This is a genomic window from Mycolicibacterium duvalii (assembly GCF_010726645.1).
In the GTDB taxonomy this organism is placed as follows: domain Bacteria; phylum Actinomycetota; class Actinomycetes; order Mycobacteriales; family Mycobacteriaceae; genus Mycobacterium; species Mycobacterium duvalii.
Window position 1 is genome coordinate 460,714 of sequence record NZ_AP022563.1, and the last position, 20,318, is coordinate 481,031.

Sequence of the window (20,318 nt, forward strand, 5' to 3'; positions counted from 1 at the left end):
GTCCTGGTCCATGATCACTCCTTGCCGAGATCGAGGAGGCGGCGAGCGATGATGTTGCGCTGCACTTCGGCCGTGCCGCCGTAGATGGTGGCCGCGCGCGAGTAGAGGTACTCGGTGCGCCAGTCGGAGTCCTCGAGTTCGATGACGCTGGGCAGCAGATCGCGCACGGTGTCGTAGAACTGCTGCTCGGCGTTGGCCAGCAGCACTTTGTCGATCGAGGTGTCCGGGCCGAGCCGGTGGCCGTCGGCCAGCCTGTGCTGGGTGGCGCGGGATCGGCAGCGCAGGGTGTGCAGAGCCAGATACACCTCGCCCAGGTCGGAGTCCGAGGCCGTGCCGAGCCCTTTGACGATGCTGATCAGCTCGTCGAAGCGCGAGTACAGGTACGCGATGCGCTGCCAGAAGCAACTCGAGCGTTCATAGGGCAGCAGGTCCATCGCGAGTTGCCAGCCGTCGCCGGGCTTTCCGAGCATCCTGTCGGCATCGACGACGACGTCGTCGAAATAGACCTCGCAGAATTCGTCCACCCCGTGCATGGTGCGCAGCGGACGCACGGTGATGCCCGGGGTGTCGAGATCGATGAAGAACGCGGTGATGGCCTGATGGTTGGGCGTCTCGGCGTCACCGGTGCGGGTGAGCAGGATGCACCGTTGCGAGAACTGCGCGAAACTGGTCCAGACCTTCTGGCCGTTGATGACGTAGCGCTGACCCCCTGAATCGGTGTCGAGCGTGGCGCGCGTGGTCAGCGACGCCAGGTCACTGCCCGAGCCCGGCTCGGAAAAGCCTTGGCACCACAGCTCCTCGCCGCTGAGCAGTTTCGGCACCATCTCGGCGGCCAGCCCAGCGGGCGCGTAGTCGATCATCGTCGGGGTCAGCACTTCGAGCATCGAGTACGGTCCGGGCTCGGCCAGGCGCCGACCCACGACTTCCTCACCGACGACGGCGCGCAGGATCGCCGGACCGCCCAGGCCACCGGCGTGTTCGGGCCAGCCGTAGCGGTTCCACCCGGCGTCGTAGAGGGCGCGCTGCACACGGGCGAACTGCCGGATGTGCCCCTCGAGCGAATGGCTGTCCGGCGGCGGGGTCAGGTCGTTGTCGTCCAGCCAGGCTCGCAGGTCCGAGCGGAACTCGGCGGTGTCCGTCGAGGTCATCCGGCCTCCGGTCGTCCGATGGCGTGCGGGCGTCCGGAGTCGTGGTCACCGCTGCGCCGGATGAACGTCATGGCGCGGGTTTTCAGGCGCCAGCCGTCGTCGGTGCGGACGTAGGTGTCGTTGTAATAGCCGATGCGCATGTCGTGCGTGGAATGCTCGATGAAGCACAACGGTTGGGTCCCGGTCGCCGTGTCGGGATCGTCGGGGTCGAGATTGACCAGTGAGGTGCCCGTCATGAACAGACCTTTCGGCGCGGCGGCGACGAGCTCGGGGAAGCGGGCCAGCGTATAGGTCGAGCCGAACGCGCTGTAGGTGCCGTCCGGCGTGAACACAGAGACCAGTCCTTCGACGTCACCCTGGGTGATGGTGACGGCGTATTTCGCGAGGAGCTGCTGGATCTCGACGAGATCCTCAGTTCGGTTGGTCATGTCGGTAGACCTTACCGCCCTTCATTACAAAGTTGACATTGCGTGTAACGCCGATATCTGCCAGTGGATCACCCGGCACCGCGATGATGTCGGCGAGGTAACCCTCGGCGAGCCGGCCGAGAGAACCCGGGCGGTTGATCAGATCGGCGGCCACGACGGTGGCTGCGCGCAGCACCGCGGCGGGCGGCATCCCCCAATCCACCAGGGTGACCAGTTCGTCGGCGTTCTTACCGTGCGGGATCGCCGGTGCGTCAGTCCCGACCGCGATCTTGACGCCGGCGTCGTAGGCGGCCTTGATGGACGTTCGTGCCTTGGGGAACATCTCGGCTGCCTTGGCCTGCAGTTCCGGCGGCGCCTTCGACACGTCCATGTACTCGGCCAGGCGACGCGTGCTCACCAGGAACCGGTCGTTGTCGACGAGCATCTGGATCGCCTCGTCGTCCATCAGGAATCCGTGCTCGATGCAGTCGATTCCGCAGTCGACAGCGTGTTTGACGGCTTCGGCGCCATGGGTGTGCGCAGCCACCCGCAGACCGCGCCGATGCGCCTCGTCGACGATCACGCGGAGTTCCTCGTCCGAATAGTGCTGTGCGCCGGCCTCCCCGGTCAGCGACATCACACCACCGGAGCAGCACACCTTGATCAGCTCGGCACCGTGCTTGATCTGGTAGCGCACCGCCTTACGAATCTCATCGACCCCGTTGGCGATGCCCTCTTCGATGGTCAGCTCGAGCACGCCGGGCATGAACGCGGCGAACATCGTCGGGTCCAGGTGGCCGCCCGTGGGGGTGATGGCGTGACCGGCCGGAATCACGCGTGGCCCTTCGATCCAGCCGGCGTCGATGGCCTTCCCGAGTGCGACGTCGAGTAGGTAACCGCCTGTCTTGACGAACAATCCGAGGTTGCGCACCGTGGTGAACCCCGCGCGCAGCGTGCGGCGGGCGTTGCCGACCGCACGCAGCACCCGAGTCGGCGGGTCGTCCTGCACCTGGGAGAGACCGGGGTTCTCGCCGCGGCCGCCCATCAGGAGGTTGACCTCCATGTCCATCAGGCCCGGCAACAGGATTGCGTCGCCGAGGTCGATGACCTCGTCGCCGTCCTGCGGCTGCGCCCCGACCGAGACGATCCGGCTGCCGTCGACGCGAACGATGCCGGGGCGGATGATCTCCCCGGCATCGACGTCGAGCAGACCCGCGGCTTTCAGGGTCAGTACCGATGAGGGGGCACCTCCCGATTGCGGGGGACCGCTTGCGCGAAGAGCATCTGGCACCGTTAGACCACCGGCTCCTTGATCAGGCTGATGTAGGCCGCACCACTGTCGAGCACCCGGGGCTGCTTCCACACCTCGACCGGGAAGCTGACCATCACGATCGACTGGCCGAGGTGCACCAGCGCCTTGGCATCCTCCGGCATCCCCTTGAGCGGAAACCGGGCATCGACGTAGACCATGATGTCCTCGAGTCGAGCCATACCGGCATCGTAGAGTTCCTGCATCTCTTCCATCGTGGAGTTCAGTCGCTTCTGGTAGCGCTCTTCCTCCGTGGGCAGGCACCAATCGCTGAACCGCTCGAGATCGGCGAATTCCTCTGGCAGCTTAGACATTTGCAGCTTCCTTCTCACTGGCGGCATGCTTGCCGTTCGTACCGTTGCCCTTGGCGAGGGACTCCTTGTACCGGTCTACGTACTTGTGCGCGGTGTGATGGAGGTGGCGCAACAGAATCTCTTGGTCGCACAGCGGGAAATCGAGAACCGCACGGGTGCCGATCTGGGTCTGGGTCGCCTCCAGGGTGTTGGCATCCTGGAATGCGTACTCCTTGAACGTCACCGCGGCCAGCTCCTGGGAGAGCCGTTCGCGCAGGTTCTTCGGCGGCACGAAGTACAGGTCTGCCTCGAAGATGTGGGTGTCCACTCCGGTGGGCCAGTAGTTGTAGGTCAGATACCAGCCCGGTACCCAGAACAGCAGCGTGAAGTTCGGGAAGAACTCGAAGGAGTCCTGCCCCCAGGTCTTGTGGCGGCCCGGGTTGATGGCCGGCGGCAGCTCGTCGGGCAGGATGCCCTTGATCGCGGGACGGTCCCACGGACCGAACAACCCGCTGTGCAGGATGCGCTCGATGGGCTTGACCATGTTCAGGTCCTTCGGCGGGCTCATGCCGCCCCAGGACGAGATCATCGAATGATCACCCTTGATGTCGTAGTGCAGTGCCTCGAAACCGAATTTGGCCAGCTTTTCGGCTTCCTCCTTCTCCGCCTGCTTCATGTGCAGGATCGGCGCGTGGTAGAACTCGACGAACGCGTCGATGAACAGCTTCCAATTCGACTTGATCTCGGCGCGGTAGCTGTAATGCTCCGTCATCTCGTGGAACGGATAGCCCTTGAGGCCCTGGCCGAACTCGCCCAGGTACTCCTCGAGCGAGACCGCATCGTCATCGAAATTGACGAAGATGAAGCCTTCCCACACCTCGCAGCGCACCGGCTTGAGCGGGTAGTCGGCCTTGTCGAGGTCGAAGAACTCCTGCTCCTGCTGGACGAACGTCAGGTTGCCCTTGAGGTCGTATCGCCAGGCGTGGTACTTGCAGACGAACTGACGGCAGGTTCCCGACGTTTCCTCACCGGGGTAGTCGTTCCACACCAGCTTGTTGCCGCGGTGGCGGCACATGTTGTAGAACGCGCGGACTTCGTCGCCGTCGTTGACGATGACGATCGATACGCCGGGTCCGACCGATGGAAGCTCGCGGGTTATGTAGCTGCCCTTCTTCGGGATCAGTTCGATGCGACCCATCTGCAGCCAGGTTTTGCGGAAGATGGCCTGCTGCTCGAGCTTCCAATGCTCGGGGTCGATCGAGTCCTCGTAGTTGACCGGGGCGGTGCCCAGCTCCGGCCAGTTCTCGGTCCAGCTGCCGACGGCGGGCTTCGGAAAATGTGCCATTGGGATTCGCTACCTCTCTGCGTCAGTACTGGCGTCGGGTTCTACGCCAAAGGTGTTGATCGCCATGGCCAACGAGCCATAGCAGCCGATTGTGAAGACGAGGTCCATCAGCTGACGCTCGTCGAGATGGGCGGACAGCGCTGTCCAGGTGGAGTCGGAGACCACCGAATCGTGGTGCAATTCAGCGACCGCGGCCAGGACGGCCCGGTCGAGCTCGTCGTCGGCCTCGCCGCGTTCGATGCCGGCGATGACGTCGTCGGTCAGGCCGGCCGCGCGGCCTATGGCGACATGGTGGCGCCATTCGTACTCGCAGTTGGTCAGGCGCGCCACGCGCAGCACGGCGAGTTCGCGCAGCCGCTCGGGCAGGGTGGAGCCGTAGAGCAGGTGGAAGTTGAATCGCAGGAAACCGCGGGTCAGCTTCGGGTGGCGGACCAGTGTCGCGACGAGGTTGCCCGCCGTGTCGGGGTTGCGCATCTCTACCGGCATCAGGCCGGAGAGCGCTTTGTCGACAGCCTCGTCCCACTGGTCGGCGGGCAGTGGGGCCACTCGCACCGTCGGCCTCCTCTCACTCATGAGAATCAGGTTCTCATATTTCGCCAATAGATTTCCATCTTTCCGTCCGCGCGTCAACGCGCAAGGCCGCAATCCCCGGTCAGCGGTCTTCCTGGACCCCCATCGCGGCCACAGCCTGCCAGGCAAGATGTCACTTTCGGACGTTGATTCTCGCCAGCGGAGAAGCTAGTTTCCTAAGTAGGAGAACCTACGGCCGAGACTGCGCGTCTCCGGACACCCGGAGACAGAAGGAGAGCCACCATGCATAAAGACGAGATGATTTTGATCAGCGTGGATGATCACATCGTTGAGCCGCCGGATATGTTCGCCAATCATTTGCCGAGGAAGTATCTGGATGAGGCGCCGCGGTTGGTGCACAACGAGGATGGTTCGGATACGTGGCAGTTCCGCGATGTGGTGATTCCGAATGTGGCGCTCAATGCGGTGGCGGGGCGGCCCAAGGAGGAGTACGGGCTGGAGCCGCAGGGGTTGGATGAGATTCGGCCGGGGTGTTGGCAGGTCGATGAGCGGGTCAAGGACATGAACGCCGGCGGGATTTTGGGGTCGATGTGTTTTCCGTCGTTTCCGGGGTTCGCGGGGCGGTTGTTCGCCACCGAGGATCAGGAGTTCAGCCTGGCGTTGGTGCAGGCCTACAACGACTGGCATGTCGAACAGTGGTGTGGGGCCTATCCGGGGCGGTTCATTCCGATGACGTTGCCGGTGATCTGGGATCCGCAGGCGTGTGCGGCCGAGATTCGGCGTAATGCCGCCCGTGGGGTGCATTCGTTGACGTTCACCGAGAATCCGGCGGCGATGGGGTATCCCAGTTTCCATGATTTCGAGCATTGGAAGCCGATGTGGGATGCGCTCGTCGATACCGACACGGTGCTCAATGTGCATATCGGGTCGTCGGGGCGGTTGGCGATCACCGCGCCGGATGCGCCGATGGATGTGATGATCACGTTGCAGCCGATGAACATCGTGCAGGCCGCGGCGGATCTGTTGTGGTCGCGCCCGATCAAGGAGTACCCGGATCTGAAGATCGCGCTGAGCGAGGGCGGGACGGGTTGGATTCCGTATTTCCTGGAGCGGGTGGATCGCACCTATGAGATGCATTCGACGTGGACGGGTCAGGATTTCGGCGGCAAGCTGCCTTCAGAGGTGTTCCGGGAGCATTTCCTGACCTGTTTCATCGCCGATCCGGTCGGGGTGACTACGCGCCATCAGATCGGGGTCGACAACATCTGCTGGGAGGCCGACTACCCGCACAGCGATTCGATGTGGCCCGGGGCGCCCGAACAACTCGACGAGGTCCTCACCGCCAACAATGTCCCCGACGACGAGATCAACAAGATGACCTACCAGAACGCGATGCGCTGGTATCACTGGGACCCGTTCACCCACATCCCCAAAGACCAGGCCACCGTCGGCGCCCTGCGCCAAGCCGCCGAAGGACACGACGTCTCCATCCGCGCCCTATCGCACAAGGAGAAGACCGGGGCGACCTTCGCCGACTTCGCGGCTCGGGCCAAGGAGTTGACCGGCAACAAGGACTGAGCACACCTTCCGCGGAAGTGCATTCCGCGTGCGCAGAACCGGAGATAGCGGAATGCACTGTCGGCGCGTGATTGATCGAGGAGAAGAGGCAGCATGCCGGGCGGTATGAGTTTCGAGCTGACCGAGGATCAGGAGCTGATTCGGAAGTCGGTGGCGGAGCTGGCGAGCAGGTTCGACGACCACTACTGGATGGAAAAGGACCAGGCCCACGAGTTCCCGCAAGAGTTCTATGACGCCATCGCCAAGGGCGGCTGGCTCGGGATGACGATTCCTGAGCAGTACGGCGGACATGGTCTGGGCATCACCGAGGCCACCCTGCTGCTCGAGGAGGTGTCCCGTTCCGGCGCGGCGATGAACGGCGCGAGCGCGATCCACCTGTCGATCTTCGGCATGCAACCGGTCGTCAAACACGGCTCGGACGAGCTCAAGGCCCGCACCCTGCCCAGGATCGTCGACGGGGATCTGCATGTGTGCTTCGGCGTCACCGAACCCGGTGCGGGACTGGACACCTCGCGCATCACCACGTCGGCCAAGCGCGAAGGCGACCACTACCGCGTCAACGGTCGGAAAGTCTGGATCTCCAAGGCCCTGGAATCCGAGAAGATCCTGCTGCTGACCCGCACCACTCCGTATGACCAGGTGACCAAGAAGACCGACGGGATGACCCTGTTCCTGACCGATCTCGACCGCGACCGGGTCGACATCCGGCCGATCAACAAGATGGGCCGCAACGCGGTGAGCTCCAACGAGTTGTTCATCGACGACCTCATGGTGCCCATCGAGGACCGGGTCGGCGAGGAGGGCCAAGGCTTCAAGTACATCCTCGACGGCCTGAACCCGGAACGAATGTTGATCGCCGCCGAGGCGCTGGGAATCGGCCGGGTCGCGCTGGAGAAGGCCGTCAAGTACGGCAACGAACGCCACGTGTTCAATCGGCCCATCGGGATGAACCAGGGCCTGCAGTTCCCACTGGCCGACTCGCTGGCCCGCCTGGACGCTGCCGAGCTGGTCCTGCGCAAGGCGACCTGGCTCTACGACAACGGCAAACCCTGTGGGCGCGAAGCGAACACCGCCAAGTATCTCTGCGCGGACGCCGGATTCGGCGCCGCCGACCGTGCGCTGCAGTTGCACGGTGGAATGGGGTACTCCGAGGAGTACCACGTCTCGCGCTACTTCCGCGAGTCGCGGCTGATGAAGATCGCGCCGGTGAGCCAGGAGATGATCTTGAATTTCCTGGGTGAGCATGTGCTCGGGCTACCCAGGAGTTACTAGGTGCGGCGATTCGATCGGCCAGATTCTGCCGGTCGGCTGCGGCATGGTTATGTGAACACGTGAGCAGTTCGCAGATCGGTAGTGCACCCCTGGCCGGCGTCACCGTCGTCGCGATGGAGCAGGCCGTGGCCGCGCCCATGTGCACCCGGGTTCTTGCCGACTTCGGCGCCCGAATCATCAAGGTGGAGAATCCCAAAGGGGGAGACTTCGCCCGCGACTACGACGATGTCGTCAACGGTCCCGGCGGTCTGGCCGCCCACTTCGTGTGGTGCAACCGCGGGAAGGAGTCGGTCACGCTGAACACGAAGTCGGCTGCCGGCATGGACGTGTTGCACCGGTTGCTCGACCGGGCCGATGCGTTCGTGTCCAACCTGGCGCCCGGCGCGACCGCCCGCCTGGGGCTGGCGCCGGCTGACCTCGCCGCGCGGCATCCCCAGGTGATCCCCGTGGAGATCGACGGGTATGGACCGGGCGGTCCGATCTCGCACAAGCGCGCCTACGACCTTCTGGTGCAAGCGGAATCGGGATCCTGCGCTATCACCGGATACCCGGGCATGCCCGCGAAGCCCGGACCGGCGATGGCCGACTTCAGTACCGGACTCTACGCGGCGATCTCGATCATGGCCCTGCTCTACGGGCGGGCCACCCATCCGCAGCCCGGCCCGGCACCGGCTGTCGAACTGAGCCTGTTCGACGTGATGACCGACGTCATGGGCTACGCGTTGACCTACACCCAGCATTCGGGAATCGACCAGGAGCCGCTCGGAGTCGGCTCCCCGGCGGTCGCGCCCTACAGTGCGTTCCCGACCCGAGACGGACAGACCGTGGTCCTCGGCACGACCAACGACCGCGAATGGCAACGGGTGGCCCGCGAGATCATCGACCGCCCCGACCTCGCCGATGACGCCCGGTTCGCCACCAACTCCGGCCGGTGTGCGCACCGGGAGATCCTGGAAGAGGCGATCGGCGATTGGTGCGCCCGCCACGACCTGGCCGACATCCAGAGAAAGGCCGACGACGCCGGAATCGGCAATTCCCGCTACAACAAACCGTCCGAGGTCGTTGTGCACCCGCAGTTGACCGCCCGGGACCGGTGGCGCACCGTGTCGACGCCCAGCGGCGACATCCGGGCGCTGCGCCCGCCGCCGGTGATCAGCGGCTTCGAGCAGCCGATGGGCGCGATCCCGGGGCTCGGCGAGCACACCGATACGGTGCTCTCCGAAATCGGCTTCACGGCAGCGGAGTTGGCGCAGCTGCGTGCCGAGGGTGCGATCGGGCAGGCCTACCGTGGCTGACCAGGTGCTGCTCTGCGCGGACCGCGACGGGATCCGCACGCTGACGTTGAACCGGCCCGAACGCCGCAACGCGCTCGACGCCCGCCTGTGGGTCGAGCTGGCCGATGTCCTGCGGGATACCAAGCGCGACGGTGGTGTCCGCGCGCTGGTGCTCACCGGCGCCGGCGGTGCGTTCTGCTCCGGCGCGGACATCGGAACCGGCGAGCAGATCCATCCGCGTTACAAGCTCGACCGGCTCACCGATGTGGCGCTGGCGCTGCACGAGCTCGCGGTTCCGACCGTCGCCAAGGTCGCCGGGATCGCGGTCGGCGCCGGCTGGAACCTCGCGCTGGGCTGTGACCTGGTGGTCGCCACGCCGGAATCCCGCTTCTGTCAGATCTTCGCCAAGCGCGGGCTTTCGGTGGACCTGGGGGGATCGTGGCTGCTCCCCAAGATCGTGGGTTTACAACAGGCCAAGCGGCTGGTGTTGCTCGCCGACATGATCGGCGCCGAGGAAGCCCTCGGGCTGGGACTGGTCACCTGGGTCAAGGCCGCCGACGAGATCGACGCGTTCGTCGATGACCTCGCCGCGCGGCTGGCGGCCGGACCGCCGTTCGCGCTGGCGCAGAGCAAGGCACTACTCAACGACGGCGCCAACGCGACGCTACGGGAGGCGCTGGCCAACGAGGCCCGCGCGCAACCCGGTAACTTCGCCACCACGGACTCGGGCGAGGCGTATGCCGCGTTCGCCGCGAAGGGCGAGCCCGAATTCACCGGGGCGTGGGCCCTCTACGAGAGTAATCAGGAGTGAGGATCATGCGGGAGACCGTCATCGTCGGGGCCGTGCGCACGCCGGTGGGCAAGCGCAACGGAGGATTGTCCGAACAGCACGCCGCCGACCTGTCGGCGCTGGTGCTCAACGAGCTCGTCGAGCGCACCGGCGTGGACACCGATGTCATCGACGACGTGATCTGGGGCTGTGTGTCTCAGGTGGGGGATCAGTCGAGCAACATCGGGCGGTATGCGGTGCTGGCCGCCGGGTGGCCCGAACACATCCCGGGCACCACCGTCAATCGGGCCTGCGGCTCGAGCCAGCAAGCACTCGACTTCGCTGTGCAGGCGGTGATGTCGGGTCAGCAGGACCTGGTGGTGGCCGGCGGCGTCGAGGTGATGAGTCGGGTCCCGCTGGGTGCCGCGCGCGCGACCGGCATGCCCTACGGGCCGAAAGTGCTTGCCCGATATGACGATTTCTCCTTCAATCAAGGCATTTCGGCCGAGATGATCTCGCAACAGTGGGGGTTCTCCCGCACCCGGCTCGACGAGTACTCTGCGCAGTCCCACGAACGTGCCGCCGCGGCGCAGGATGCCGGTGCTTTCAAAGAACAGATCGTGCCGGTCTTCACCGACGGCGGAATCGTCACCGACGATGAGGGCATCCGCCGCGGCACCACCGCCGAGAAGCTCGCCGGTCTGAAGCCGGCGTTCACCGACGACGGGGTGATCCACGCCGGCAACTCCTCCCAGATCTCCGACGGTGCAGCGGCGCTACTGGTCACCACGGCCGAGAACGCCGTCAACCTCGGTATGACCCCGCTGGTGCGCTACCGCGCCGGCGCCGTCACGGGTGCCGACCCCAAACTGATGCTCACCGGCCCGATCCCGGCGACGGAGAAGGTTCTGCACAAGGCCGGCGTGACGCTCGACGAGATCGGAGTGTTCGAGGTCAACGAGGCTTTCGCACCGGTTCCGCTGGCCTGGCTGGCCGACACCGGGGCCGACGAGGCCAAACTCAACCCGCTGGGCGGGGCGATCGCGCTCGGCCACCCGCTCGGCGCCTCGGGTGCGGTGCTCATGACCCGGATGATCCACCACATGCGCGACAATGCAATTCGATACGGCCTGCAGACCATGTGCGAGGGCGGGGGCACCGCCAACGCCACCATCGTCGAACTCGTCGCTTAGGAGGGCGTGTCCACGTGCGCAGAGATTTGTTCACCGAGGACCACGAGGCGTTCCGGGAGCTGGCCCGCGACTTCGTCGAGAAGGAGGTCGTGCCGCACTACCCCCAGTGGGAGAAAGGTGGTCGGATGCCGCGCGAGGTGTTCGCGCGGATGGGCGAGCTCGGCATGCTCGGCATGGCCATCCCCGAGGAGTACGGCGGTGCGGGGCAGCCCGATTACCGGTACAACGTCGTGCTGCAGGAGGAGGCCGCCCGCGCGCTGGTGACATTGTCGACGGTGCGTACGCAGCTCGAGGTGATCCTGCCCTACTTCCTGCACTACGCGAACGAGGAGCAGCGCGGCCGATGGTTCCCCGGCCTCGCCGCCGGCACGCTGCTGACCGCCGTCGCGATGACCGAACCGGGGACCGGTTCGGACCTGGCGGGCATGCGCACCACCGCCGTCCGGGACGGTGACGACTACATCGTCAACGGCGCCAAGACCTTCATCACCGGAGGGATGCAGGCCGACCTCGTCATCGTCGTCGCGCGCACCTCGACCGATCCGGACAACCGTCGTAAAGGCCTGACTCTGTTGGTGGTCGAAGACGGGATGGCGGGGTTCACCCGGGGCCGCGAACTGGAGAAGATGGGCTGCAAGGTCCAGGACACCGCCGAGTTGTCGTTCGTCGACGTCCGGGTTCCGGCCGCCAACGTGCTGGGCCAGGTGGACGAGGCGTTCGGCTATTTGGGCCACAACCTGCCGCAGGAACGGCTCACCGTCGCGGTGGGTTCGGTCGCGCAGGCACGCTCGGCCATCGCCGCGGCGATCGACTACACGCAGAGCCGGAAGGCCTTCGGCACCCCGGTGGCGTCGTTTCAGAACACCAAGTTCGAACTCGCCGCCTGCTCGACGGAGGTGGAGGCGGCCCAGGCGATGCTCGACCGCGCGGTGGCATTGCACGTCGACGGCGAGCTTTCCGGCGCGGACGCGGCCCGGGTGAAGCTGTTCTGCACCGAGATGCAGCAGCGCGTCGTGGACCGCTGCCTGCAACTCTTCGGTGGCTACGGATACATGATGGAGTATCCGATCGCCCGGCTGTACACCGATGCGCGGGTGGCCCGGATCTACGCCGGAACCAGCGAGGTGATGAAGGTGATCATCGCCAAATCGCTCGGGCTGTGACCCCGCGCCGGGGAGTCGGGCCCCCGGAAGCGGTGTGCGTCGCACCGAAAGCACTGGTGAGACGCATGTCAAGAAATAAACCTGTTGCGACCCTTGTCACAACGCGGCGAACCTACCTACTGTGTGTTCAGAAGGTTGGATCGACGGAGGAGTCGCGTGTCAGTGACCGAGCCGACGGCCGTGCGGCCGTACGAGTCGCTCCTGGCCAAGGGGGAGGACCGCAGAGCGCGGATTCTCGGCGTGGCGGAGCGGCTGCTGGCCCGAAACGGGTGGCGGAACACCTCGCTTGCCCAGATCGCCAAAGAGGCCGGGGTGACGCCGGCGGGCCTCCTGCACCACTTCGAATCCAAGGAGCAACTCCTCAACGCCGTCCTCGACGCTCGCGATGCCGACGACGAGGTGCACGCCGACTACCGGTCCGGTGATCTGGTCACCGAACTCAGTCGCGTCCCCGAGAGGTTCACCCGGGCTCCCGAGTTGATCGGGACGTTCACCGTGCTGTTGGTCGAGAACATCGCCCCGGATGCGCCGCTGCACGACCGATTGCTCAACCGCTACCGCGCCGCGGTGGAGATCATCACCGCGATCATCGAGCGCGGGCAGCGCAGTGGCAGGTACCGCCAAGACATCGACGGCGCCAGCAAGGCCGTGGAAATCCTCGCCTTTACCTATGGAATGGAGACCCTATGGTTGCTCGATCCCTCGATTCAGTTGGCCGAGGTGTTCAAGGGGTACGCGGAGTCACTGGGGCGCGAGCTGGCGCCGCAGAACCCGACATGAGGTACCGGCTGGATGTCGTGGCTCCGACCGTGCTCGACGCGGTGCGGTGCGCCGGCGGCTGGATCTATGACCGGGTGATGGCCGGATGGGATGTCACGGTGCTGCTCGGCAGCGACGAGGACGTCCGGCCGCTGCAGATCCTCGGTGCGCAGACGCTCGACCTGGAGTCCGCGCTCGCCGCATGGGAGGAGCGGCCCCACCCGCAGACCGTGGCCGTGGCCGCCGATCTGTTCGACCGGGATCCCCGTGTGCTGGCCCATGTGCGCAACGCGCTCGACCAGGGCGCCACCGAGGTGACGCTCTGGGGCGAACGCGTGCCCGATGACCTCGACTCGAGCGTCGATTCGGCGCAGCACCATCTCAGTGCTGCCGCGCGCGCATTCAAGGCCCTGGCACTGGATGCGGCGCAGGATCACGGCACCGAAGCGGTCGGGCGCACCGAGTCGTTCCGCTGCGGCATGCTCGCTTCGGTGGCCGCAGACCTGGTGCCCGCCAGCTGATCACCCCGGCGCAGGGCTACCGGGTGAGGTCGATGACGATCTTGCCGATCGCCCGACCGTCGGCGACGTGGGTCAGCGCCGCGGCCGTCTTCTCGAGCGGATAGACCGCGCCGATGTGCGGGCGGATGCGTCCGTGCGCCAGCAGTTCGCGTAATTCGCCCTCGTTGCGCGAGAACTCTTCGGAAGCGATGTCGCCGAACTGAAATCCGAGCACGTGGACGCCCTTGACCAGGACCAGGTTCAGCGGGATCGCCGGAATCGCACCGGACGCGAACCCGACGGTGACGAACCGGCCACCCCGCCGCAGGGACCGTAACGCCGGTTCGGACAGCGCGCCCCCGACCGGGTCGACGACAGCGGCTGCGCCACCGGGCACCGCTGTCTTGAGCGCACTGCGCAGATCACCGTCGCGGTGGTTCACGAGGTGTGTGGCCCCGTAACGTCCTGCTGCATCGAGCTTTTGCGACGATGACGCCACCGCGGTGACGGTCGCGCCGAGCAACGCGGCCAACGCGACCGTGGCCAAGCCCACCCCGCCTCCGGCGCCGAGCACCACGACGTCGTCGCCGGACCGCACCCGGGCCACCGACCGCAGCGTGTGATAGGCGGTGCGGTAGGCGACTCCGAACGCGGCCGCGGTGAGATCGTCGATCCCGTCGGCAATGCGGGCCAGCCCGCCGACGGGGACGACGATTTCCTCGGCGAACGCGCCGTGCAACCCCGCCCCGGTGACCCGATCACCGACAGCCACCCCGGTCGCATCCGGTGCCACCTCGACGATCTCGCCGGCGAACTCGCTGCCGGGGATGAACGGTGGTGGCACGCTGATCTGGTACTTGTCGGCGATCAGCAGGACGTCGGGGAAATTCACCGCGGCGGCGCTCACCCGGATCCGGACCTGGCCGGCGGCGATCACCGGCTCCGGGTACTCGCCGACCCGGACGACATCAGGAGCTCCGTAGGCTGGGCAGATCGCCGCGCGCATCAACGGTAGTCGCTGGACTCGGCGAGATCCGCGGCCGAGCGCATCAACTCGACGATGACGGGGCCGTAGGCGAGCAGCGTCTCGTTGTCGCCGGCACGTTGAAAGCCCTGTTCGAGCACGATCGCCAACTTCCACTTGGCCAGCACCAGGTAGTAGTCCAGATCGTCGACCTGACGGCCGGACACCGCCGCGTAGTGCGCGACAACCTCGTCGCGCGAGGGCATTCCGCGCATGTCCACGTAGCCCATCTCGGACTGCGTGGGTGCGGCGGTGTCCTCCGGCCAACTCTGCACCATCCAGCCCAGGTCCAGTTTCGGGTCGCCGACGGTGCCCATCTCCCAGTCCACGATCGCCGCCAGCCGGGCCGGGGCGCCGTGGTGGTACATCACGTTGGCGAACTGGTAGTCGCCGTGCATCAGGCCGGGGATGAAGTCCAGCGGCCGGTGGGCGCGCAGCCAGGCGGTGGCGGTGTCGAGGCCGTCGATCTCCCGGCCCTTGATGCGGTCGAAGAACGCCGTCCACCGGTCGACCTGGCGTTCGTGGAAGCCGTCGGGGCGGCCGAGGTCGTGCAGCCCCCGGGCCTTCCAATCCACCTTCGACAGCAGCGCGATGCCCTCGGCGAGTTGGTAACTCAGCGCCGGGCGCGCCGACAGATCGCTGTGGAATGGCTCCGGCCACCGGGCGTGCGTGTCCATCGGCGACCAGCCGTCGACGAAACCCATGAGGTAGAACGGCCGACCGAGGACCGACTCGTCGGCGCACACGCCGATCGCCTCGGTGTGCGGGACCTCGGTGCCGTCGAGCGCGGAGATGATGCGCCACTCACGGAGAATCCCTTTGTCGCGGTCCGGGGGAGCGTCGGGTGGTGGCATCCGCAGCACGTACCGGTGCTCGCCGCGGCGCAGCTCGTAGATGACGTTCTGGGTGCCGCCGGACAGGAACCGGGTCTGCAGTGGCTCACCCGTGCCGGGCAACTCCGCGGAGTCCATCCATGCCGCCAGCCGCTGGGTGTTGAGGTCGCTCACAGGTTGCCCACTTCATGCTCGATGACCGTCCCCAGGTAGTCGGCGTACTTGGCTCTGGCCTTGTCCCGCTTGGCCGGTATCCACTCGCTGGGCCAGGTGTCGGGGTTGGGCTGATGGTCGCGCAGCACCTGCTTGGCCACGGTGGTCTTGTGCACCTCGGTCGGGCCGTCGGCCAGCCCCATCACGGCGGCGCCGGTCACCATCCCGAGAAACGGCATCTCGTTGGAGACACCCAGGGCCCCGTGAATCTGCATGGCCCGCCAGGCGATGTCGTGGAGCACGGTCGGCATCACCACCTTGACCGCGGCGATGTCCTTGCGCACCTTCTTGTAGTCGTTGTACTTGTCGATTTCCCAAGCGGTGTAGAGCACCATCAGTCGGAACTGCAGCAGCTGCGCGTAGGAATCGGCGATATAACCTTGGATGAACTGTTTGTCGGAGAGGCGGCTGCCCTGGGTCTGACGGCTCAGTGCGCGTTCACACATCATGTCGAGCGCCTTCTGGGACAGCCCGATCGTGCGCATCGCGTGATGGATGCGACCACCGCCGAGCCGGGTCTGGGCGATCGCGAACGCCTGGCCCTCCCCGCCGAGCAACGCGTCGCCGGGAACCCGCACGTTGTCGTAGTGGATCAACGCATGGGAGCCCTCGTCGTCGCGTTCGCCGTGCAGGCCGACATTGCGCACGATGGTGACCCCGGGAGTGTCGGTCGGTACCAGGAACATCGACATACCCTGGTATGCGCTGACGTCCGGGTTGGTCACCACCATGACGATCAGAAAGGACGCGGTCTTGGCGTTGGAGGAGAAGAACTTCCATCCGTTGATCACCCAGCTGTCTCCGTCGCGCACCGCGGTGGTGGTGAACAGGGTGGGATCGGCTCCGGCGTGTGGCTCGGTCATCGAGTAGCACGAGAACATCTCGCCGTCCAGCAGCGGACGCAGGTAGCGCTGCTTCTGATCTTCTGTGCCGTAGTGCGCGATGATCTCGGCGTTGCCGGTGTCGGGGGCCTGGCATCCGAACACGATCGGGGCCCACTGGGAGCGGCCGAGGATCTCGTTGAGCAGAGCCAACTTGAGTTGTCCGTACCCTTGCCCGCCGAGCTCGGGGCCCAGATGGGTGGCCCACAGTCCGCGCCGGCGCACCTCGTCTTTGAGCGGGTCGATCACTTTGCGGCGGTTGGCGTCCAGCGGGACGAACTGCTGGTCCGGGAAGGCCAGGTCGAGCGGCTCGACCTCTTCGCGGACGAATTCGTCAGCCCAGTCGAGCAGCTTCTGGTATTCCGGATCGGTCTCGAAATCCCACATCTGGGGTCTCCTCTCGGTTCGGGGCACTGGTTGCGGCCGTCATCGGCCCGACCTGCAGCTGAAACCGGCGATGAGGGCGCAGATATCGGCGGTGACCACTTCGGCGAAGGAACGGCCGCCGAAGCTGCCTCCGGCCCAATGGCGCACGCCCTCGCTGACATGCATGCCGGCCAGCCGGGACAGGCGGCCGACGTCGACGTGCGCGCCGATCTTCCCGTCGCGTCGGGCCCGTTCGAAAAGCTCGCCGAACATATCGGCCTCGGGATCGTCAGGCGCCTGCCCGGCCATGATGCGGTGCTCGTGCCGGTAGCCCTCCAAGATCGTCTCGACGATCAGGTCCGGTGGATTACGGGCCATCGAGCGTTCGAGACTGCGCAACGCCTCGCCGATGACCGATTCCACGTCATAGTCGGTCCGCAACAGCGACTGCACCTTCTGTCGTGCCGCGCGAGTCGACAACAGACCCACCTCGAAAAGGATGTCTTCCTTGGCCGGGAAATAGAAGTAGAACAGTGCCCGCGACACGCCGGCCGCCCGGCAGATGTCAGCGACGGTGGTCTTCCCGTAGCCGTTGGTGCGCCACAGGGCCATCGCCGCCTGCACGAGGCTGCGCTTGGTCTCGACCGAGCGGGCCCGCTGGTAGGAAGCTCGACGTTGACCACCGTCAGCGTTGATGACGGCCTTGGCTCTGGGCACATGTGTACTCTAACAACGAAAACCAGGGTCTGTATATAGTTGACTTCTGTCTAACTAGCGATCGAACGACGTCAGCTGAGCTCGGGGATGAGCGACGCGACGAACACCTGAGTGCGCTGGCGCGACGCTTGCCGCGCAGCCGCGTCGCGGCCCAACGGCACCACCCGGGCGGCGAGATCCGTGACACCGGCGTCGCGGTAGCGGCGCAGCCTCGCCGCGACGGTCGCCTCGTCGCCGGCGGCCATCGTGTCGCCGACGTCCTCGGCGTTGCCGTGCTCGAGCAGCCGGACGTAGTTGGGGGAGAAGTCGGCGTGGCCCAGCACCTCACTGGCGTAGGCCCGGGCATCGTGAACGTCGTTGTCAGCGCAGAGGGCGACCGGGACACCGGCGACGATCCGTACATCGGCGCGGCCTGCTTCTGCCGCCGCCGCGGCCAGGCGGGGCCCCACGTACTCAGCGATCGCCCGCTCGTCGGCCATCCACAAGATGGTTCCGCCCGAACGGGCGCCGGCGAGGCGCAGCATCGCCGGCCCGAGAGCGGCCACCAGCACCGGGACATCGAAGGCGTCGGTGACGTCCACCGGACTGTGTACGCGATAGGTGTCGTTGTCGACATCCACCGCACCGGGTCCGGCGAACGCGGCAGCGAGTACGTCGAGGTAGTCGCGCATCAACCCGGCCGGCCGGTCATAGTCGAGACCGAGCTGATCGGCGATGATCCAGTGGTGGGACGGGCCGATGCCCAGCGTGAACCGGCCACCGCACGCGACCTGGGTGGTCAGTGCCTGCTGAGCCATGATCATCGGGTGCCGGGTCTGGACCGGCACCACGGCCGTGCCGATCTCGATGCGTTCGGTGACGTGCCCGAGCAGGGCGGCTGCCGTCATCGCGTCCAGGTAGCCGGGCACCTGCGGCACCCAGAACGACGCGAATCCCTGTGCCTCGGCGGTCTTTCCATCCTCGAGCAGCCCGTCCAGCCGGTCCGCCCGAGAGCGTTCCTTGTCCGATCCGATCATCAACCCGACACGCATCGATACCTCCGATCACGGAACATGGCGTTCCCACTCGTACGGGATCACCGGGTGAAACGGTGCGGCGAGCAGCGGGTCGACACCGTCGGCGCCCCAACGCGCATCCAGAGCCGGTGCGATGCGCTCGCCGACACCGACCGGATCGTCGTCGAGGAAGCAGTACGTCAACGTCTGCCCGGCGGGGGCGCTGGCCAGGCGCTCGGACACCGGTAACGACGTCGCCGTCCAGGCTCCGGCGACACCGTCGACGTCGAGCAACTCCTCGACGGCGGCCGTTCCGTTCTCGAGGAGCAGGTAGACGCCACGCGCCGGCCACCACGGCAGCACATGGGCACCGACCTTGATGCGGGGCGCGGCAGCCCGCGCCGACACGTCGTAGACACCGCGTTCCACCGGCGGCAGCAGGGGAAGTTTGCGTCCCGCGTCGCCGAGAGCCTTGGACAGCGCCAGGAACGGACCCATTCCTTCGATGCCGGTGAAGAAATAGGTCATCACGTGGTCGATCGCGTCATACGGTGGGCGGCTCACGGTCCGCGCGGCGCGGCACCGCGGGGTCGACACCAGGCGCAGCGACGCCCGTACCGCCGACAGCCGGTGTTGTTCCGGCCGGTGGTCGAGGGTGTGCCAACGCAGGTAGTCCGCGTCGGCGCCGTCTGGGTGGCGTCGGGCCATCGACACGAACATCGTGGTGATATCGCCGTCGCCTTCGGCGAGTACTTCGCCGACCTGGTCCGACGGGGTGCCCGGTAGCAGCATCAAGCCTCCTCAAACCGGATCCGTTGAGTGCAGCTGCAACTCAGGGTGACGCGCGCGAACCATGCGCCGCATCCCCTCGCGCCAATCCACGGTGGTGTGTCCCAGGACCTCGTGCATGTGGGTGACGTCGGGCCACAGCGGGGTGTGCGCATGTGCGGTGTACTCGAAAATTGGCCGCACGCCGACGAGTTCGCCAAGGTAGGTGCAGTACTCCTCGGCGCTGACCGTCTCACTGCCCGCCCAGTTCACCACCACCGGCGGTATGTCGGCGACCTGCATGGCCCTGATGCCCAGCGCCACGTAGTCATCTTCATAGACCGGGTTGTAGTTGTTCGGCCGGTCCGGGTGCAGACGAATCGGCCGACGGGCCAGGATCGCGTCGAGCCGGTCGGCAGGGGCGCCGCCCTCCGGACCGTAGGTCGAGCAGATCCGGATGATCGTCAGGGGTATCCGGTATTGCCGAGCCACCCACTGGCACACCGCTTCCGCGGCCACCTTCGAGAAACTGTAGTTCGCCCGCAGCGGCACCCCGGGTGGGTCGGATTCGGTCAGCGGCCGATTCCCCTGATATCCGTAAATCGAGCCGGTGGAGCAGAACACAAAACCTTTTGCCGCGCGGCAGTAGTGCAGCAGGTCACCGCTACGTTGCGCGTTGGTCTCCACGCAGCGTGTCCAGTCGCCGGTACCGGGATCCACCGCGGCGTGGAAGACATACGTGAAATCGTCGGGCAGCCCGGAGAAGTCACCGGTGCTCAGGTCGAGGGCCACCGGGTTGACGCCCGCTGTATCGAGGCGGTCCCGGTCGGCGGATTCGCGCAGTCGCGCCGCGCCCCAGACCTCATTGTCCCCGGCCAACCGCCGCGCGATCGGAAAGGCTATCTTGCCGGTGGCGCCGGTGATGAGGATCTTCTCGCCGCTGAGCATCCCCTCAGTCTTAGCGTACTTGCCGGGATATG

General features: G+C 66.2%; 21 protein-coding genes. 8 read left to right on the top strand and 13 right to left on the bottom strand.

Features of this window, described 5'->3' with window-relative positions:
• Nucleotides 1–14: 14 nt before the first annotated feature.
• The 6 genes from G6N31_RS02235 to G6N31_RS02260 are packed head-to-tail and all read right to left on the bottom strand — an operon-like array spanning nt 15 to nt 5,054.
• Nucleotides 15–1,148: an acyl-CoA dehydrogenase family protein gene (locus G6N31_RS02235; RefSeq protein WP_098004865.1), complete on the bottom strand. Its 1,134-nt coding sequence runs from the start codon at nt 1,146–1,148 to the stop codon at nt 15–17.
• A complete protein-coding gene (locus G6N31_RS02240; RefSeq protein WP_098004866.1) occupies nt 1,145–1,576 on the bottom strand; it encodes a nuclear transport factor 2 family protein in 432 nt (143 codons plus the stop codon). The genes G6N31_RS02235 and G6N31_RS02240 overlap by 4 nt, the downstream gene beginning before the upstream one ends.
• The gene (locus G6N31_RS02245; RefSeq protein WP_098004867.1) at nt 1,560–2,846 is read right to left on the bottom strand and encodes a metal-dependent hydrolase family protein; all 1,287 of its coding nucleotides are present in this window, start codon (nt 2,844–2,846) and stop codon (nt 1,560–1,562) included. Before G6N31_RS02245 ends, G6N31_RS02240 begins: the two co-directional genes overlap by 17 nt.
• Nucleotides 2,847–2,848: 2 nt before the next feature.
• Nucleotides 2,849–3,178: a hypothetical protein gene (locus G6N31_RS02250; RefSeq protein WP_098004868.1), complete on the bottom strand. Its 330-nt coding sequence runs from the start codon at nt 3,176–3,178 to the stop codon at nt 2,849–2,851.
• Nucleotides 3,171–4,502, bottom strand: a complete 1,332-nt coding sequence (locus G6N31_RS02255; protein ID WP_098004869.1) for an aromatic ring-hydroxylating oxygenase subunit alpha — start codon at nt 4,500–4,502, stop codon at nt 3,171–3,173. Before G6N31_RS02255 ends, G6N31_RS02250 begins: the two co-directional genes overlap by 8 nt.
• Nucleotides 4,503–4,511: 9 nt before the next feature.
• On the bottom strand, nt 4,512–5,054 hold the full coding sequence (locus G6N31_RS02260; RefSeq protein ID WP_098004870.1) for a carboxymuconolactone decarboxylase family protein: 543 nt from the start codon (nt 5,052–5,054) through the stop codon (nt 4,512–4,514).
• A 261-nt stretch (nt 5,055–5,315) separates the two neighbouring features.
• Between G6N31_RS02260 and G6N31_RS02265 the strand changes: the two genes are divergently transcribed.
• The 8 genes from G6N31_RS02265 (at nt 5,316) to G6N31_RS02300 (ending at nt 13,562) form a co-directional block, all read left to right on the top strand.
• Nucleotides 5,316–6,611: an amidohydrolase family protein gene (locus tag G6N31_RS02265; RefSeq protein WP_163722003.1), complete on the top strand. Its 1,296-nt coding sequence runs from the start codon at nt 5,316–5,318 to the stop codon at nt 6,609–6,611.
• A 105-nt stretch (nt 6,612–6,716) separates the two neighbouring features.
• On the top strand, nt 6,717–7,883 hold the full coding sequence (locus G6N31_RS02270) for an acyl-CoA dehydrogenase family protein (RefSeq protein WP_098003285.1): 1,167 nt from the start codon (nt 6,717–6,719) through the stop codon (nt 7,881–7,883).
• A 113-nt stretch (nt 7,884–7,996) separates the two neighbouring features.
• Nucleotides 7,997–9,178 (top strand): CaiB/BaiF CoA transferase family protein, encoded by a 1,182-nt coding sequence (locus G6N31_RS02275; protein ID WP_435404847.1) that lies wholly within the window; start codon nt 7,997–7,999, stop codon nt 9,176–9,178.
• The gene (locus tag G6N31_RS02280) at nt 9,171–9,968 is read left to right on the top strand and encodes an enoyl-CoA hydratase/isomerase family protein (protein ID WP_098003287.1); all 798 of its coding nucleotides are present in this window, start codon (nt 9,171–9,173) and stop codon (nt 9,966–9,968) included. Before G6N31_RS02275 ends, G6N31_RS02280 begins: the two co-directional genes overlap by 8 nt.
• Before the next feature lie 5 nt (nt 9,969–9,973).
• Nucleotides 9,974–11,119 (top strand): thiolase family protein, encoded by a 1,146-nt coding sequence (locus G6N31_RS02285; RefSeq protein ID WP_098003394.1) that lies wholly within the window; start codon nt 9,974–9,976, stop codon nt 11,117–11,119.
• A gap of 14 nt (nt 11,120–11,133) precedes the next feature.
• A complete protein-coding gene (locus tag G6N31_RS02290; RefSeq protein ID WP_098003288.1) occupies nt 11,134–12,282 on the top strand; it encodes an acyl-CoA dehydrogenase family protein in 1,149 nt (382 codons plus the stop codon).
• A 156-nt stretch (nt 12,283–12,438) separates the two neighbouring features.
• Nucleotides 12,439–13,062 carry a TetR/AcrR family transcriptional regulator gene (locus G6N31_RS02295; RefSeq protein ID WP_098003289.1) on the top strand — a complete coding sequence of 208 codons (624 nt, stop codon included), beginning with the start codon at nt 12,439–12,441 and terminating at the stop codon, nt 13,060–13,062.
• Complete coding sequence (locus G6N31_RS02300; protein WP_098003290.1) at nt 13,059–13,562, top strand: hypothetical protein; 504 nt, start codon at nt 13,059–13,061, stop codon at nt 13,560–13,562. Before G6N31_RS02295 ends, G6N31_RS02300 begins: the two co-directional genes overlap by 4 nt.
• 16 nt (nt 13,563–13,578) lie before the next feature.
• Here G6N31_RS02300 and G6N31_RS02305 read toward each other — a convergent pair whose 3' ends face one another.
• The 7 genes from G6N31_RS02305 to G6N31_RS02335 form a co-directional block, all read right to left on the bottom strand.
• Nucleotides 13,579–14,547, bottom strand: coding sequence for an NADPH:quinone oxidoreductase family protein (locus G6N31_RS02305; protein ID WP_098003291.1), 969 nt, complete (start codon nt 14,545–14,547; stop codon nt 13,579–13,581).
• Complete coding sequence (locus tag G6N31_RS02310; protein WP_098003395.1) at nt 14,547–15,536, bottom strand: phosphotransferase family protein; 990 nt, start codon at nt 15,534–15,536, stop codon at nt 14,547–14,549. Before G6N31_RS02310 ends, G6N31_RS02305 begins: the two co-directional genes overlap by 1 nt.
• Before the next feature lie 32 nt (nt 15,537–15,568).
• The gene (locus G6N31_RS02315; protein WP_098003292.1) at nt 15,569–16,879 is read right to left on the bottom strand and encodes an acyl-CoA dehydrogenase family protein; all 1,311 of its coding nucleotides are present in this window, start codon (nt 16,877–16,879) and stop codon (nt 15,569–15,571) included.
• 39 nt (nt 16,880–16,918) lie between these two features.
• Nucleotides 16,919–17,575 (bottom strand): TetR/AcrR family transcriptional regulator, encoded by a 657-nt coding sequence (locus tag G6N31_RS02320; protein ID WP_179964255.1) that lies wholly within the window; start codon nt 17,573–17,575, stop codon nt 16,919–16,921.
• Nucleotides 17,576–17,646: 71 nt separating this feature from the next.
• Nucleotides 17,647–18,606 carry a TIGR03564 family F420-dependent LLM class oxidoreductase gene (locus G6N31_RS02325; RefSeq protein WP_098003293.1) on the bottom strand — a complete coding sequence of 320 codons (960 nt, stop codon included), beginning with the start codon at nt 18,604–18,606 and terminating at the stop codon, nt 17,647–17,649.
• A 12-nt stretch (nt 18,607–18,618) separates the two neighbouring features.
• A complete protein-coding gene (locus G6N31_RS02330; RefSeq protein ID WP_098003294.1) occupies nt 18,619–19,362 on the bottom strand; it encodes a hypothetical protein in 744 nt (247 codons plus the stop codon).
• Nucleotides 19,363–19,371: 9 nt separating this feature from the next.
• Nucleotides 19,372–20,286 carry an NAD-dependent epimerase/dehydratase family protein gene (locus G6N31_RS02335; RefSeq protein ID WP_098003295.1) on the bottom strand — a complete coding sequence of 305 codons (915 nt, stop codon included), beginning with the start codon at nt 20,284–20,286 and terminating at the stop codon, nt 19,372–19,374.
• Nucleotides 20,287–20,318 lie beyond the last annotated feature (32 nt).